Genomic DNA, 15869 nt, shown 5'->3' with positions numbered 1-15869 from the left:
CATTTATGATTACACACGAACAGCTTAAAAATATCGCTGAACGAATTGGCAAGTTAAAAGGATATTTAGAAATTGACAAGAAGTTAATTGAAATTTCAAATGAAGAAGAAAAAACAGCTAACCCTGATTTTTGGAACAACCCGAAAGAGGCTGAAGCTGTAATGAAATCACTTCGTTTTAAAAAGAAATGGGTAGAAGATTACAATGCTGTTCTAGCTATGAATGATGATTTAACTGTACTATATGACTTTTATAAAGAAGGTGATGTTGATGAAAATGAACTTACAACACAGTTTGAAAAAACAGCTACTTTCTTAGAAGATATTGAATTTAAAAACATGCTTTCTGAAGAAGGTGATAGTTTAAGTGCTACGATACAAATTACAGCAGGTGCAGGAGGAACAGAAAGTTGTGATTGGGCAGAGATGCTTACTCGTATGTATACCATGTGGGCTGAAAAGCAAGGTTATAAAATAAAAACTTTAAACTACCAAGAGGGTGATGTTGCTGGTATAAAAACGGTTACTTTAGAATTTGATGGTGATTATGCCTTCGGATGGTTAAAAGGTGAAAACGGCGTGCACCGTTTGGTTCGTATATCTCCTTTTGATAGTAATGCAAAACGTCACACCTCATTTGCTTCTGTATATGTATACCCTGTTGCTGATGATTCAATTGAAATAGAAGTTAATCCTGCTGATATTGAAATTACCACAGCTCGTTCTAGTGGAGCTGGAGGACAGAATGTAAATAAAGTTGAAACTAAGGTTCAATTATTACATAAACCAACAGGAATTCAAATTCAATGTTCTAACTCTCGTTCACAACACGATAACAGAGCTACAGCTATGCAAATGTTAAAATCACAATTGTATGAAATTGAATTACAAAAACGTTTAGCTGCTCGTGATGAAATTGAAGCAAATAAGATGAAAAATGAATGGGGAAGCCAAATTCGTAATTACGTAATGCACCCATATAAGTTAGTTAAAGATGTACGTACCGCTCATGAAACAGGAAATGTAGATGCTGTTATGGACGGAAATATCAATCCGTTTTTAAAAGCTTATTTAATGATGATGGGACAAAAAGAAGATTAAAACTATAAAACTCATTAAAATGATAAAAATATACCACAATCCACGTTGTTCTAAATCAAGACAAGGTTTAGAAATTTTAGAAAACTCTGGTAAAGAGTTTAAAACCGTAAAATATTTAGATACTATTCCTTCTGAAGAAGAATTAAAAGAAATTATTAACCTTTTAAATATTTCTCCGATTGATTTAGTTCGTAAAAATGAAAAAATTTGGAAAGAGGAATATAAAGGAAAAGAACTATCAGGTGCTGAGATTATTACGGCAATGGCTAAAAATCCAAAGTTAATAGAAAGACCTATTGTAATTAATGGAAATAAAGCTGTAGTAGGCAGACCGCCAGAAAACATAAAAGAAATTATTTAATTTTTAAAAGCTCTCAAGAAATTGGGAGCTTTTTTATTTTAACACAATTTAAATAACTAATTTTTTAGTTTATTAATAATTCAATGTAAATTGCTTCCAAATTAAAATTCATATACTATGAAAAAAACATTATTAGGACTATCCCTGGCCTTCTTTATATCTACGGGGTATAGTCAAGCTTTAAAAGAAACACAACAAAAGCTATCAAAAAAAGGAAAAGTAAGTGCTATGAAAATCCCAACCGATCCTTCGGTTAAGATAGGAAAACTATCAAATGGGATGACTTATTACATCAAACAAAACCCAAAACCAGCCAACAAAGTAGAGTTACGATTAGTTGTAAATGCAGGTTCTATTTTAGAAGATGATGATCAATTAGGATTAGCTCACTTCATGGAACACATGAACTTTAACGGAACTAAAAACTTCAAAAAGAACGAACTAGTAGATTACCTACAATCAATTGGGGTAAAATTTGGTGCTCACTTAAATGCATATACAGGTTTCGATGAAACTGTATACATTTTACCTATTCCAAGTGATGACAAAGAAAAACTTGAAAAAGGTTTTCAAATTCTTGAAGATTGGGCACATGGAGCCTTATTAGAAGGAAAAGACATTGATGAAGAACGTGGTGTTGTCTTAGAAGAATACCGTTCTCGTAGAGGAGCTGACAGCCGTATGTTAGAAAAATACTTGCCAAAAGTAATGCATGGTTCTAAATATGCTGAAAGATTACCTATCGGAACTAAAGAAAATTTAGAAAACTTTAAACATGAAAGTATTCGTCGTTTTCACAAGGATTGGTATCGCCCAGATTTAATGGCTGTTGTAGCTGTAGGTGATGTTAGTATTGATGTGTTAGAGGAAAAAATCAAATCACACTTTAATAAAATCCCTGCTGTTAAAAATCCTCGTAAAAGAGAAGTTGGCTCATTAAAAAACCATAAAGAAACTTTCATTGCAATTGAAGCAGATAAAGAAGCTCCTTTTTCTAGTGTTCAATTAATGTACAAAGATTATGGAGAGGCTACACCAGATGTAACAGTTACTGATTATAGAAATTCAATTGTAAAGTCTTTATTTACTCAGATGATTAACAATCGTTTGGATGAGTTACGTAACAGCGAAAATCCTCCTTTTGTATACGGATTTAGTTACCATGGAGGAACATGGGCTCGTGGCAAAGAAGCGTATCAATCAAGAGCTAGTGTAAGTGCTGATGGTCAGTTAAAAGGTTTACAAGCATTATTAGACGAAAGCGAACGTGTTAAAAGATATGGTTTCCAGCAAGGTGAATTAGACCGAGCAAAAATGAATATATCTGCTCGCATAGAAAAAGCTTTTAAAGACAAAGATAAAAGAGAATCTAGAAGAATTGTTGGTGAATATGTAAACAACTTCTTAGAGCAAGAACCAATTCCAAGTATTGAATGGGAGTACAAAGCTAACCAAATGCTATTGCCTTCTGTAAAATTAGAAGAAGTAAATAAACTTATTGAAAATTATTTACATGATGATAATCGCGTTGTTGTTATTACTGGGCCTAAAAAAGTTGTTACTGAACAACAAGTTATTGATGCTTTAAATAACGTTAAAACAAAAGAATTAAAGCCTTATGAAGATAAAGCAGTAGCAGCCTCTTTAATAACAAAACAACCAACACCTGGATCTATTGTAAATGTTACTGAAAACAAGAATTTAGGAACAAAAACTATGACTTTAAGTAACGGAGCTAAAGTTACCTATAAGAAAACCGATTTTAAAAATGATGAAGTATTATTTGAAGCATTTAGTTTCGGAGGAACTTCTTTATACTCTGATGAAGAATTAAAAGCTACTTCATTTGCTAACAGAGGGCTTTCTGAAGCTGGAATTAACGGTTTTTCTAAAACAGATTTATCTAAAATGATGTCTGGTAAAATTATTCGTGTTTCTCCATTCATTAGTAGCTTAAGTGAAGGATTTAGAGGTTCTGCTACTCCTAAAGACTTAGAAGAGTTATTCCAAATGGTACATTTATACTTTACTTCTTTAAATAAAGATGAAAAAGCATTTAACTCTTATGTAAACAAACAAAAAAGCTTCTTAGGAAACTTATTAGCTAGCCCTAATTTCTTCTTTCAAAAAGAAATGAGTGAGTTTGTTTATGGAAAAGATCCTCGTTATACAGGCTTCCCTTCTCCAGAAAAATATGAAAAAGCTGATTACAACTTAGCATATAAAAAGTATCAAGAGCGTTTTGCTGATGCTGGTGATTTCAACTTCTATTTTGTTGGTAATGTTGATGAGAAGAAACTTGCTGAGTATGCAACTAAATATATTGCGGGTTTACCAGGAAAAAATTCTAATGAGGCATATAGAGTGTCAGATTTTAGACCTTTATCTGGTTCTCATACTAAAACAGTTACTAAAGGTAAAGATCCTAAAAGTAATGTGCGTATCACTTATCAAGGAAAAGCTAAATACAATAAAAAAGATGCATTAGCTTTTAAAATTTTAGGTGAAGTTGTTGGAATTAAATTAACTGAAAAGTTACGTGAACAAGAAGGTGGAGTGTATTCTTCAAGAACTCGTGGTAGTATCTCTAAAATGCCTTACGGTTGGTATAACTTTACTATTTCATACCCTTGTGCTCCTGAAAATGTTGAAAAATTAAAAAATATTTCTGTTGCTGAAGTTGCTTCGGTTGTTAAAAACGGACCAACTGAAGAAGATTTAATGAAAGCTCAAAAAGGAATGATTGCCGACTACAAAGAAGATCTTAAAAAGAATCGTTTTTGGTTAAGCACAATTAAAAATATAGACTATCAAAATAATAATGTTTCAGATATAGCTTCTTTTGAAGATAGAGTGAACTCTTTAACTAAAAAGGATATTCAAAAAGTAGCTAAAAAATATTTAACTAATGGATATATTTTAGGTGTTTTAAACCCTGAAAAATAATTTTAACTAAATTATAATTAAAAAAGGCTCTCAAGAAATTGGGAGCTTTTATTTTTTTAGAAATTTAGATTCTAAAAAGCCTAATCCATAACCATAAAACTGAGTAATAGTCGTAACTATACTCAACAAAGCTACTTTTAGGTTTTTATTTTGAATTAGAGAGTCTAGAAAAATACAAGTAAAATACCCTCCATAAAAAATTAACAACTGCCAATACCCAAAAAATAGTGCTATAATCGCAATATCAATTCCAATAATAAATAAACTCGGAAACCAATAGGTTAATTTTGCTGTTTCAGGATATTTTTTGTTTAAAATAGGTCTTGCTGTTCCAAAAGAAAAAGTTTGCTTAAAAAACTGCTTAATAGTACTTCTACGTTTATGGTACACAAAAGCCTTTTCTATTAATTGTGTTTCAAAACCATTCTCCCAAAGGCGAAAGGTTAAATCAATGTCTTCACCAGCTTTCATCTTTGAAAAACCATTTGTTTTTTCAAAAGCAGTTCTTGATAAACCTAAATTAAAACTTCTGGGTTGAAATTTTCCTACGGATTTTTTCTTTCCTCTAATTCCTCCAGTTGTTAACACCGAAGTCATCGAATAATTAATAGCTTTTTGTAAAGCTGTGAAATTAGGATGTGCTGCGTCTGGACCTCCAAAAGCATCTGTATAATTCTCTTCTAATGCTTTTTTAACTTCAGAAAGGTATTGTGGGGGAACAATAACATCGGAGTCTAAAATAATAAAGTAGTTTCCTGATGCTCTTTGCATTCCATAATTACGACTTGCTCCTGCCCCACTATTCTCCTTATAAAAATAGTTTAGATTGAGTTGTGAAGTGTACTTTTTTACAATTTCTTCAGATGAATTTTCAGAACCATCTTCAACAATTAATACCTCAAAATCATCTTGAAAACCTTGTTTGGTTAAGCTTTCTAACAACTCATCAACCTCTTGTGGTCGATTATAAACAGGTACTATTACTGAAAACTTTAAGTCCATTATAACCTAAGCTCTTTGTTTAATTTGTTGAGCTATTCCATTCCAAAGTTGTATTCTTTTCTCCAAAGATTCCTTAGCATAAAACAACACATCATCCCACTTTTGTTGATCTTCACCACACAACTCTTCTATCATTTGTAACGATAACGGTCCGTGTTCATCTCCATCTAATTCAATATGTCTGTTTAAATAATATGTAAGCTTACTGTAAGAACTTCCTTCTTTTTCTTCAGTATTTTTTACAATTTCTAAAAACATATCTGGTATTACATCTTCTCTACCAAAAGTAAAACTCGATGCTATAATATGTGGTTGATTTGTTTTAATTACTTCAAAAGAAAAGTTTACAAAGTCTTTTACTTCTTCAATAATTGAACAATTTTGCATTGCCTCCTTAACTGGTTTTCTATCAATAATACCTGAAATAAAGTTTGAAATTTCATCAATGCTAGCTCCTGCTTGACGCATCGCATCAATATACATTTCAAAGTGACTCTTTGGTTCTCCTAATTCATTAATATCAGTTTCTTCACCTAAAACAATTTCATTGATAAAACGTGCCGTTTTGGTATTTACAGCAGGTAACCAAGGTAATTTTACACAGGTAAGCTCTCTTTGTAACGCTTTTAATAGTGACATGAAATCCCACACAGCAAATACATGCGATTCCATAAATAATTTTACATCGTCAATATGCTCTAACGAGTTATATAGTTCATGTTCCTTTAGTTGCTTCCTTAACGGTGCTAACTCTTTTTCAATGTGTAAAATATTGCTCATATTATAACTATCAATAAAAAAAGCAAATCTAACGATTTGCTTTTTATCTATAATTCTATTTCTATAAAGATCTTATTCTTCAGTAAATCTTTCCATTACCGCATCACTCACTCCCATATTAGAGAAACCTCCATCGTGGAATAAGTTTTGTAATGTTACTTTCTTAGTTAAATCTGAGAATAATGAGATTGTATAATCAGCACATTCTAATGCTGTTGCATTTCCTAATGGAGACATTTTTTCAGCATACGAAATAAATCCGTCAAATCCTTTTACTCCTTGTCCTGCAGTTGTAGGTGTAGGTGATTGAGATATTGTGTTTACACGTACTTTGTGATCTCTTCCGAAGAAATATCCGAAACTACGTGCGATACTTTCTAAATACGCTTTGTTATCTGCCATATCATTGTAATCTGGGAATACACGTTGTGCTGCCATATAAGTTAACGCAACAATACTTCCCCATTCATTCATGGCTTGCTTGTTATATAAAACGTTCATTACTTTATGAAAAGACACCGCTGAAACGTCCCATCCTTTTGTTGTAAAATCGTATTTAGAATCTGTATAATGACGTCCTTTACGTACATTAACTGACATACCGATTGAGTGTAAAACGAAATCGATTTTACCTCCTAAAATTTCCATAGACTTTTCAACCAAGTTGTTTAAATCATCCATAGAAGTTGCGTCAGCTGGAATAATTTCTGATCCTGTCTTCGCTGCTAAATCTTTAATACCTCCCATACGCATTGCTATTGGTGCGTTGGTTAATACAAACTCTGCTCCTTCTTCGTGAGCACGTTCAGCTACTTTCCATGCAATAGAATTTTCATCTAATGCTCCAAAAATAATTCCTTTTTTTCCTTTTAATAAATTATACATATTTAAAATATTTTAGTCTATCGTTGTTTGTTTTAAAAGCAAATATACTCTTAATTTAATAATTCTTTTGCATGAGTTAAAGCACTCTCAGAAACATCTTTTCCACTTAACATTTCTGCTATTTCTCTAATACGTTCGTCATCTGACAATAACTTTAAATTAGAGGTTGTTACCCCTTTTTCTTCACCTTTAAACACTTTATAATGCTGTACTCCTTTTGAAGCTATTTGAGGTAAATGTGTAATGGTTATTACCTGCATGTGAGCACTCATATCTTGCATTATTTTTGCTATTTTATTAGATACCTCTCCTGAAACTCCAGTATCAATTTCATCAAAAATAATAGTTGGTAACTGTATGTTTTCCGATAATATTTTTTTTATAGATAACATAATTCGAGACAATTCCCCTCCTGATGCTACCTTCTTTAACTCTCCAAAGTTCCCCCCTTTATTAGCTGAAAATAAAAACTGTAAGTTATCTTTTCCGTTTGATAAATATTCTTCTGAAGATAGTAATTCAATAGCAAAACGAGCATTTGGCATTCCTAATTCTGATAATAGATATTCTAATTCTTTTTTCAACTTTGGAATTACTTTATTTCTCGAAGTAGTGATCATCTTCGCTACTTCATCTAACTTTTTAGCTACATCTTTAATTTCTCCTTCTTTTTGAGCCACTATTCCTCCAGCATCTTCAACTTGTGCTACCTTTTCTGATAATGATGCATGAATTTCTTGCAATTCTATTATAGTTGATGCTGAATGTTTCTTTTGAAGGTTATAAATTAATTGTAACCTATCATTGAGCTCTTCAATTTCGTTAGGATTAAACTCTACCTCTTCATTTGCGCTTTCTAACTCGGTAACTACATCATCTAATTCAATTTTCACACTCATTACTCGATTCGCTAACTCTTCATATTGTTTAGAAAAAGAACTGATCTTTTGTAGTCTTCCTTCTAAAGAATTTAGCAAAGTTTGAATACCTATTTCTTCATTAATCGAAACACCTAAAGCTTCTGATAAATTCAACTTTATTTCTTCAATATTATTTAATTTATCTAACTTTTCTTCTAAAACTCCTTGCTCTCCTTCTTTTAAGTTTGCTTCTTCAAGCTCATTAAACAAGTGTAAGTTGTACTCGTATTGTTCTTTTGATTTTTCAGTTTCTTCTTGAAGTGCTTTCAGCTCTTTTCGTAATTTGTTATACGTGCGCAAACCTCTTTTATAAGATGCTATTTTAGCCTGATTTTTTGCCAAGGCATCAATAACAGAGAATTGAAAAGACACATCTGACAACTGCATGGTTTGATGTTGCGAATGAATATCAATGAGCTTTGTTTTCAAAGCATTTAACACCGATAATGTAACCGGTGTATCGTTAACAAAAGCTCTTGATTTACCAGATGGTAAAATTTCTCTTCGAATTATGGTTTCTTGTTCATAATCGAGATCTAACTCTTCAAATAACTCTTGTAAAGCATATCCTTCTACCGAAAACTGTGCTTCAATAATACACTTTTTTTCAGTATCTTTTAAAGAAGATAAGTCGGCACGATTACCCATTACCAAACCTAAAGCTCCTAATAAAATGGATTTTCCTGCTCCAGTTTCACCAGTAATGATAGATAAACCTTTTGTAAAATCAATCGTTAACTGATTGATTAACGCATAATTATGTATAGATAAATGTGTAAGCAAATTCTATTCTTTTGTGAAGAATAAAAGTAAGGATTTTGAATGAATTAAATCAAGCTAAAACAAAGGAAGTCTATTGATTTTTCAACAGCTTATAAACGTTGTATTTAATGGTTTAATAACAAAGCCCTTTTACTGAAGATTTTTCCACTTATCTTTATAAGTTGGAGCAATTTTATTCAAAACCTTGATCATTTGTGATTGGTTTCTTGAAGCAATTCCATCAGAAAAAACATTTACTATTTCATCTCCTTTAGCGTCTAAGAAAACGCGAATCATATAATTACCAATAGTAATATTGTGCAGTTTGTCTAAATCTAAAACACTTTTTTCAATTGCTTCTTTAGCTGAATTTTTATTATCTGCAAAATTATCGAAACCGTTACGGTGGTAATTGTAGTAGATACTTCTTAAGGCACTAAATTTAGAAGACAATAAATTGTCTATTAAAGCAAATCGATTTTGTTTTCCTACTTGATTTTGCCAACCAGACTCTCCGTTAGACTGTGCTAACAACATAATATTTTCTGCTTGCTTCAAGTAATTCTCTCCTCCTTTTAAAGCAAAAGTATCTGCGTCAACTCCTAATATTGTATACACATAAAAAGCAATTGTTGAGATTAAATTAGATTCGTAGATAGTTGGATTGTAAATTAACGGATCAAACTCATTATAGCGAAAGTTAAAGTTTGTATCATTAATGTTTAAAACAGGTGTAGCGTAGGTTGAATTATATACAGGTCTAGTTGACTGTACTTGCAAAGTAGCTGAAAAATTACTCCCGTTTTGCTCATTTATAATGATGTTAAATGCACAATTTATACGTTCTTGTTGCTTAAAGTTTCTATTCGTCCATTGTTTATCATTAATAAACTCAGTTAACGCTTTTTGTAGCGTTTGATAAACTTGTTTATTACTACTCTGTACTTTATCTGAATTGATAATTACAGTAGCATTCAACTCTTGTGAATAAGAAGAAAAAGTAACTAAAAGAAGAAAAAGTATAAAGAAAAACTTACGCATTTAATTTTTGTATTATTTCGTTAACGATATCTTTTGATACTGCTTTTTTCGATTTTAAATCGAACGATTTTTCATTAAAATCAGCATCAATAATTGTAATTTTATTAGTGTCGGTTGCAAAACCAGCACCTTTATCACGTAACGAATTTAATACAATAAAATCTAAATTTTTGCGTGTAAGCTTACTTTTTGCGTTTTGTACCTCATCGTTCGTTTCTAATGCAAACCCAACTAACAACTGTTTTTTCTTAATTTCTCCTAGAGATTTTAAGATATCTTTAGTTGGTTCTAACTCAATACTTAACGCTGCTTCTTTCTTTTTTATTTTTTGAGTAGCTACATTTTTTGGTCGATAGTCTGAAACTGCTGCCGATAATACAGCTATGTCAACCTCAGCAAAATACTTATGACATGCTTCATACATATCTTGTGCAGACTTAACATCTATTCTATGAATAAAAGAATGATTTACCTGCTGATGTGATGGACCTGCTACTAAAAACACCTCAGCTCCTAAATTAGCTGCTGTTTTTGCTATTTCAAATCCCATTTTACCTGAAGAGTGGTTTCCAATAAAACGTACAGGATCTATCGCTTCATAGGTTGGGCCTGCTGTTATTAACATCATTTTCCCACGAAGTGGTAATTTAGATACTATATCTTTTTCTATAAAGTCAACAATATCTTCTGGTTCAGCCATACGACCTTCTCCAACCAACCCACTTGCTAATTCTCCTGAAGTAGCAGGAATTAATATATTTCCAAAACTTTGTAAACTTTCTAAACTAGTTTTTGTTGATGGATGTTGATACATATCTAAGTCCATCGCAGGTGCAAAATACACTGGACATTTAGCTGACAAATAGGTTGCTAATAATAAATTATCACATGTGCCATTTGTCATTTTAGACAAGGTATTTGCTGTAGCTGGAGCAATTAACATTAAATCTGCCCATAAACCTAAATCTACATGATTATTCCACAATTCATTTTCATCTTCTTTATCATAAAAAGTAGAATGAACTGGATTTTTTGATAAGGTGGAAAGTGTAAGAGGTGTTATAAAATCTTTAGACGCAGGAGTCATAATTACTTTGACTTCTGCGTCTGATTTTATAAATAAGCGAACTAAGCTCGCTGTTTTGTATGCCGCTATACCGGCGGTAACACCAAGTAAAACTTTTTTACCGCTTAGTACAGACATATTATTTTGTCTCTGGAGTTCTATAATATACTTTACCATTTAACCACTCTTCTACAGCTATAGCATGTGGCTTAGGTAAACGCTCATAAAATTTAGAAACTTCGATTTGCTCTTTGTTTTCAAAAACTTCTTCTAAACTATCGTTATAAGTAGCAAACTCATCTAACTTATCAACTAATTCCTTTTTTAAATCAGAATTAATTTGTGTAGCTCTCTTTGCTATGATAGAAATAGCTTCATAAATATTATGCGTTGGAGCCTCGATAGCTTCTTTATTATAAGTTATAGTACTTAACGGCGCTTTCGTTTCTTTATAATCCATTTTTTAACTTTTAGCTAATTGTTCTTGTTCTTTGTTTAATGCTGCTAGCATTTCGTTTGACTCTTCCATGAATTTTGATTCAGGAAAGTTTCTTTTTAATTTATCGTACGCTTTGACTGCTTCTTTAATTCTTTCTGCTTTTCTACGTTGCGTACTTTTCATTGCAAAATCATGCGCTGCTTTTAAACGGTAGTATAAAGCTTCTTCTTTATACTTAGTTCCTAAATAATCTTCTAATAAATTATCAAAAGCTACAATAGCCGCTTTATAATTTCTAGAGTCATAATCAGCAGTTCTATAATATGTTTTTGCTATTTCAAAAGATTTCTTTTCAAGTTTTGCTCTTAACTCCGCATGATACTTGTTAGCTTCTTCTATCTTATCTGAATCTGGATAATTATCAATAAATTTTTGGAAAGCCTCTAACGCTTTGTTTGTATCCGTTGGGTCTAAACTATAACTAGGTGCTGCTTTGTAATAGCTTAAAGCTGATAAAAAAGCTGCTTCTTCTCTTTTTGAACTTTTTGGATAATTTCCTGTAAATCTATTAAAGTAATATCCTGCTAACCCATAATTTTTCTCATTAAAGTTAGATTGAGAAACCATAAATTGAATACGCTCCATTTGAGGTTTCCCTCTGTATGATGGTGTAATTTTTTCAAACAAACGTAAGGCTTTACTGTACTTTTGAGCTTCGTACATTTTTACAGCCATTTTGTATTGTTCTTCTACAGTTCCTTTATTCAATACTTTTTGATATTCTCCACATGAAGAAAGTACTAAAAGCATTACAGCAATATACGCTAGATTTTTCATTTTTTGCATCTGGCAAAATTAGTGATTAATTATGGATTATTAAAACGATTTTTTATCTCATAAATGAGATTAACAAGAAACTACAAAATCTGTTATAATTTTTCCAAAGAACTCCTAAATGTTTGTTAATCTTATTGCTGAGCTCCAGCAGCAGATTGAGCTACTATTTGCTTTACATCGTTATCAAATAAATACAATCCTCCCTTATCGTCTCCAATTAGGTTAATTTTATCTAAAATGTTGCGTGCCAATGCTTCTTCTTCTATTTGCTCAGATACATACCATTGTAAAAAGTTATGGGTTGCATAATCTTTTTCTTGTAATGTAATATGTACTAAATCGTTTATTGATTTAGATACCATTACCTCATGATCAAATAATGTTTGGAACATATCTTTAAAAGACCCAAACTTTGCTGGTGGTTCTTTTAAATCAGAAATATGTGCGTGTCCGCCACGTTCATTTACAAACTTTATTAATTTTAACATGTGCATACGCTCTTCATCTGAATGTGCATACATAAATTGTGCTACACCTTCAAAACCTTGAATTTCTGCCCAACATGCCATAGCTAAATATACTTGTGATGACTCTGCTTCTACTCTTATTTGGTCGTTTAATGCCTGCTCTATTACTTTTGATAACATATTTTCTACTTTAAAAATTACATCTTTATACAAAGATGCTAAAAAAAGACTACAATAACGAAATTGTAGCCTTTTGCATTCTTTATTTTTGTTTAGACAGCTTATAGATTATCTATAAAATCTGATATTTTTGTTTGTAATTCTTCTGAGGCTGTTACTAATGGTAAACGTACTTCATCTAAACAGATTCCTAATTTTTGTAATACTGCTTTAATTCCCGCAGGATTATTTTCTTCAAAAATTAGATTTACTATATCCATTAGTTTGTAGTGTATATCGTAAGCCTCTTTTGCTTTCCCTTCTAATCCTAACTGAATCATTTTTGAAAACTCTTTAGGTAATGCTTGCCCAATTACAGAAATAACTCCTGCTCCGCCTGCTAAAGCTACTCCAACAGCCAAATCATCATCGCCAGAAATCACTAAAAAGTCTTCTGGTTTATCTTTTAACAACTCGTAGTATTGTTGTTGATTGTTTCCTGCTTCTTTAACTGCAACAATGTTTTCAAAATCTCTTGCTAATCGTAAAGTTGTTGCTGGCTCCATATTTTTTGCTGTTCTGCCAGGAACATTATACATAATAATTGGCTTAGGACTTGCTAAAGAAATCGCTTTATAGTGCTGATAGAATCCTTCTTGTGTTGGTTTACTATAGTATGGAGCTACTGATAAAATTCCATCTATTTCAGATAAGTCTAAAGATTGTAATTCTTCTACAACAGCTTGTGTGTTGTTTCCTCCAACTCCTAAAACTAAAGGTAAACGTCCTTTATTTTCTTCAGCAATTACTTTTATTATTTCTATTTTTTCTTCTTTAGTAATTGTTGCACTTTCTCCAGTAGTTCCATTTATTACTAAATAGTTTGTACCGTTTTCAATATTGTAATTTACTAACTTTTTAAGTGCTTCGAAATCTACACTTAAATCTTCATTGAAAGGAGTTACCAAAGCTACTCCAGTTCCTACAAACTTTTGCATTATATTTTATTTAAAATCGTTAGGTATTTTTTTAATTCTTGATTTAAAACTGCTTCGTTAAAACTAGTATCAGACACTACTATATCGTACAATCTGTCATCAATTTCTGCAAAACCAGCTTTAAAATCTGCTTGTGACAACAAAGTTACCATATTCGTTAATAAGTTTGACGTTTTTGTATAGTTTATGAGTAGGTCATATTTGTTTTTAACGAAATCTTTTAAATTGTCGGATTTTAAACTCGCTTTGAAACCAAAATCTTTTTCGGTAAATAACTCTGTAGATGGCTCTTCTTTCTTTGAGTACTCTTTGTAAACTAGTACTCTTATATCTGCTTTTTGAAAAGGAAAAATGTTTGTTAAGTTGGCTATTACTACATTTACTAAAGCTTCATTATCTAACAATATTGCTACACTTTTAACTTTAGTTTCTTTATGTGGGGTATTCTCTTTTTTTACAACTAATTTGTCGTATACTTTCTGAATAGATTTTTTCTTTAGGGTACTTATCATCTGTAAAAATTACGAATAGCTAATTTATATTATTTCTCTTCAATTTCTAATAATAAAAACTGATTTAACTGCTTTCCATACAACTGAAAGTTATCATCAGCCGCTAATATTAACGATTTGTTTCCGTTTTGTAATATTGGACCAAATGTAATCGCTTCAATGTTATCTATTATCCCATCGGTTAATTCATTTTTAACAGTACTAAAATCTAATAACAGTTCTTTTTTTAACGGCGTATATTTTTCGTTTTTTAAAGATTGTATTTCCAAAGTGTTTGTTGAAGCATCGTTAATGGATGCTTTAAAAATTCTAACTACATTTCCATAGCTTTCATAACCACTTTGATAAGCTCTTTCAATTATGAAAAAGTGATTTTTTTGATATTCTAAAATAGCTGTTGTTCCGTTTAGGTTTATATTTCCTTTAGCTGGTTTATCAATTTTTTCTAATTGATAAGCAAATTGCTTCGTCGCCTTTTTTGATTCGTTATCAAAGTAGGTTATTCTAATAGGAGATTGTGTTTCGTGAAATGTTGGTTCTTCTCCATCTGCTTCTAAAGGAGCTTCCATTGCTACCCAAAAACCTTTACCGTCAAAACTTTTTGAAGAACTTTCAAAAACACCATTATGCTTTGGCTTCGCTTTGGATGTTGCTTTGAAATAACTCGGTATTTCTACCTGACTTTTAAAACTTCCATCTGCATTAATTTCAAATATACTTGGGTCTTTTTTATACTGAATAGACCCTTCACTTACTAAATTTATGATTCCCTTATCTACGAAAACAGATTCTAAATCCAATACATGGTTTTTAGTAAACTGACTTATAGTATCTACTATAATAACATCTTCAAAATTTACCGATTGTATTGAATCATTTTTAACAATAATATCTCCTACTAAAATTCTTGGGTTTGTAGCATCATCCACTACCATGTAGTAATTATTATTATAAAAATCGATTCCAGAGATTCCACCAACAACAGTATTATCAATTACTAAAGAATCCTTTACCACATATTCATCTAAAAACTTAAGCGCTGTTTTTTGTTGTTTACAAGCTAATAAACCAATAACTGATAGAGTAAGTATTATTTTTTTCATACTTACAAAAGTATTGTTTTTAGTTTATGTAAGCATTAAAAATTGCAACGTCTAACTTAATAGATTCAATTAAGCATGAAAAAATATATTATTTTAATTTTAAAACTGATAGCAGCTATTATAATGCTTCAGACATTGTTTTTTAAATTTACTGGAGCACAAGAAAGTATTAATTTATTTACTAAAATAGCTGGAAGTAATGAAGCTTATATGCGAATAGGAACTGGTGTTTTTGAATTAATTGCTTCTATACTTTTATTTACTCCCCAAAAAACTTGGTTAGGTGCTTTGCTAACTACAGGTTTAATGACTGGAGCAATTATGAGCCACTTAACCATTTTAGGTATTGAGCATGATGGTGATGGTGGTACTTTGTTTATATGCGCTATTATAACTTTTATCTCTGGAATAATTTTATTGATTTTCAACAGAAAAAGCATTCCAATAGTTGGGAACAAATTATAGCTTTATAAATCAAAAAGGACAGTTAT

At 31.2% G+C, this 15869-nt stretch carries 16 protein-coding genes; 4 read left to right on the top strand and 12 right to left on the bottom strand.

The features are described from left to right. Positions 1–5 precede the first annotated feature (5 nt). The 3 genes from prfB to VBY68_RS10850 all read left to right on the top strand — a co-directional run bounded on the left by prfB (position 6) and on the right by VBY68_RS10850 (position 4407). Entirely contained in the window at positions 6–1100 is a 1095-nt protein-coding gene (prfB, locus tag VBY68_RS10860) for a peptide chain release factor 2 (RefSeq protein ID WP_124590857.1), read from the top strand. A gap of 19 nt (positions 1101–1119) precedes the next feature. After that, positions 1120–1461 carry an arsenate reductase (glutaredoxin) gene (gene arsC / locus VBY68_RS10855; RefSeq protein ID WP_415269736.1) on the top strand — a complete coding sequence of 114 codons (342 nt, stop codon included), beginning with the start codon at positions 1120–1122 and terminating at the stop codon, positions 1459–1461. A 117-nt stretch (positions 1462–1578) separates the two neighbouring features. Next, positions 1579–4407 carry a M16 family metallopeptidase gene (locus VBY68_RS10850; protein ID WP_415269735.1) on the top strand — a complete coding sequence of 943 codons (2829 nt, stop codon included), beginning with the start codon at positions 1579–1581 and terminating at the stop codon, positions 4405–4407. 48 nt (positions 4408–4455) lie between these two features. Here the strand turns inward: VBY68_RS10850 and VBY68_RS10845 are convergent, their stop codons facing one another. From VBY68_RS10845 to VBY68_RS10790, 12 genes are all read right to left on the bottom strand, one after another. Further along, complete coding sequence (locus tag VBY68_RS10845) at positions 4456–5409, bottom strand: glycosyltransferase family 2 protein (protein WP_415269734.1); 954 nt, start codon at positions 5407–5409, stop codon at positions 4456–4458. A gap of 6 nt (positions 5410–5415) precedes the next feature. Then, complete coding sequence (locus VBY68_RS10840; RefSeq protein WP_415269733.1) at positions 5416–6189, bottom strand: DUF3050 domain-containing protein; 774 nt, start codon at positions 6187–6189, stop codon at positions 5416–5418. 72 nt (positions 6190–6261) lie between these two features. After that, entirely contained in the window at positions 6262–7074 is an 813-nt protein-coding gene (locus VBY68_RS10835) for an enoyl-ACP reductase FabI (RefSeq protein ID WP_099216418.1), read from the bottom strand. Between the two features lie 50 nt (positions 7075–7124). Then, entirely contained in the window at positions 7125–8777 is a 1653-nt protein-coding gene (gene recN / locus VBY68_RS10830) for a DNA repair protein RecN (protein ID WP_415269732.1), read from the bottom strand. Between the two features lie 129 nt (positions 8778–8906). Further along, positions 8907–9797: a type IX secretion system protein PorD gene (porD, locus tag VBY68_RS10825; protein ID WP_415269731.1), complete on the bottom strand. Its 891-nt coding sequence runs from the start codon at positions 9795–9797 to the stop codon at positions 8907–8909. Next, a complete protein-coding gene (coaBC, locus tag VBY68_RS10820; protein WP_415269730.1) occupies positions 9790–11001 on the bottom strand; it encodes a bifunctional phosphopantothenoylcysteine decarboxylase/phosphopantothenate--cysteine ligase CoaBC in 1212 nt (403 codons plus the stop codon). The genes porD and coaBC overlap by 8 nt, the downstream gene beginning before the upstream one ends. A gap of 1 nt (position 11002) precedes the next feature. After that, positions 11003–11323 carry a DNA-directed RNA polymerase subunit omega gene (locus VBY68_RS10815; protein WP_099216414.1) on the bottom strand — a complete coding sequence of 107 codons (321 nt, stop codon included), beginning with the start codon at positions 11321–11323 and terminating at the stop codon, positions 11003–11005. Positions 11324–11326: 3 nt separating this feature from the next. Further along, the gene (locus tag VBY68_RS10810; protein WP_237270976.1) at positions 11327–12139 is read right to left on the bottom strand and encodes an outer membrane protein assembly factor BamD; all 813 of its coding nucleotides are present in this window, start codon (positions 12137–12139) and stop codon (positions 11327–11329) included. 131 nt (positions 12140–12270) lie between these two features. Further along, on the bottom strand, positions 12271–12786 hold the full coding sequence (locus VBY68_RS10805) for a ferritin (RefSeq protein ID WP_099216412.1): 516 nt from the start codon (positions 12784–12786) through the stop codon (positions 12271–12273). Positions 12787–12887: 101 nt separating this feature from the next. Further along, entirely contained in the window at positions 12888–13763 is an 876-nt protein-coding gene (gene dapA, locus VBY68_RS10800; protein WP_415269729.1) for a 4-hydroxy-tetrahydrodipicolinate synthase, read from the bottom strand. Further along, the gene (locus tag VBY68_RS10795; protein ID WP_121147149.1) at positions 13763–14275 is read right to left on the bottom strand and encodes a DUF6913 domain-containing protein; all 513 of its coding nucleotides are present in this window, start codon (positions 14273–14275) and stop codon (positions 13763–13765) included. The genes dapA and VBY68_RS10795 overlap by 1 nt, the downstream gene beginning before the upstream one ends. A gap of 29 nt (positions 14276–14304) precedes the next feature. After that, a complete protein-coding gene (locus VBY68_RS10790) occupies positions 14305–15378 on the bottom strand; it encodes an esterase-like activity of phytase family protein (protein WP_415269728.1) in 1074 nt (357 codons plus the stop codon). 75 nt (positions 15379–15453) lie between these two features. Between VBY68_RS10790 and VBY68_RS10785 the strand changes: the two genes are divergently transcribed. Further along, a complete protein-coding gene (locus VBY68_RS10785) occupies positions 15454–15843 on the top strand; it encodes a DoxX family membrane protein (protein WP_415269727.1) in 390 nt (129 codons plus the stop codon). Positions 15844–15869: the final 26 nt, after the last annotated feature.

Origin of the sequence: Tenacibaculum ascidiaceicola, from assembly GCF_047470925.1 — a bacterium.
GTDB lineage: Bacteria > Bacteroidota > Bacteroidia > Flavobacteriales > Flavobacteriaceae > Polaribacter > Polaribacter discolor.
This window is presented reverse-complemented; position numbering and strand designations above follow the sequence as displayed.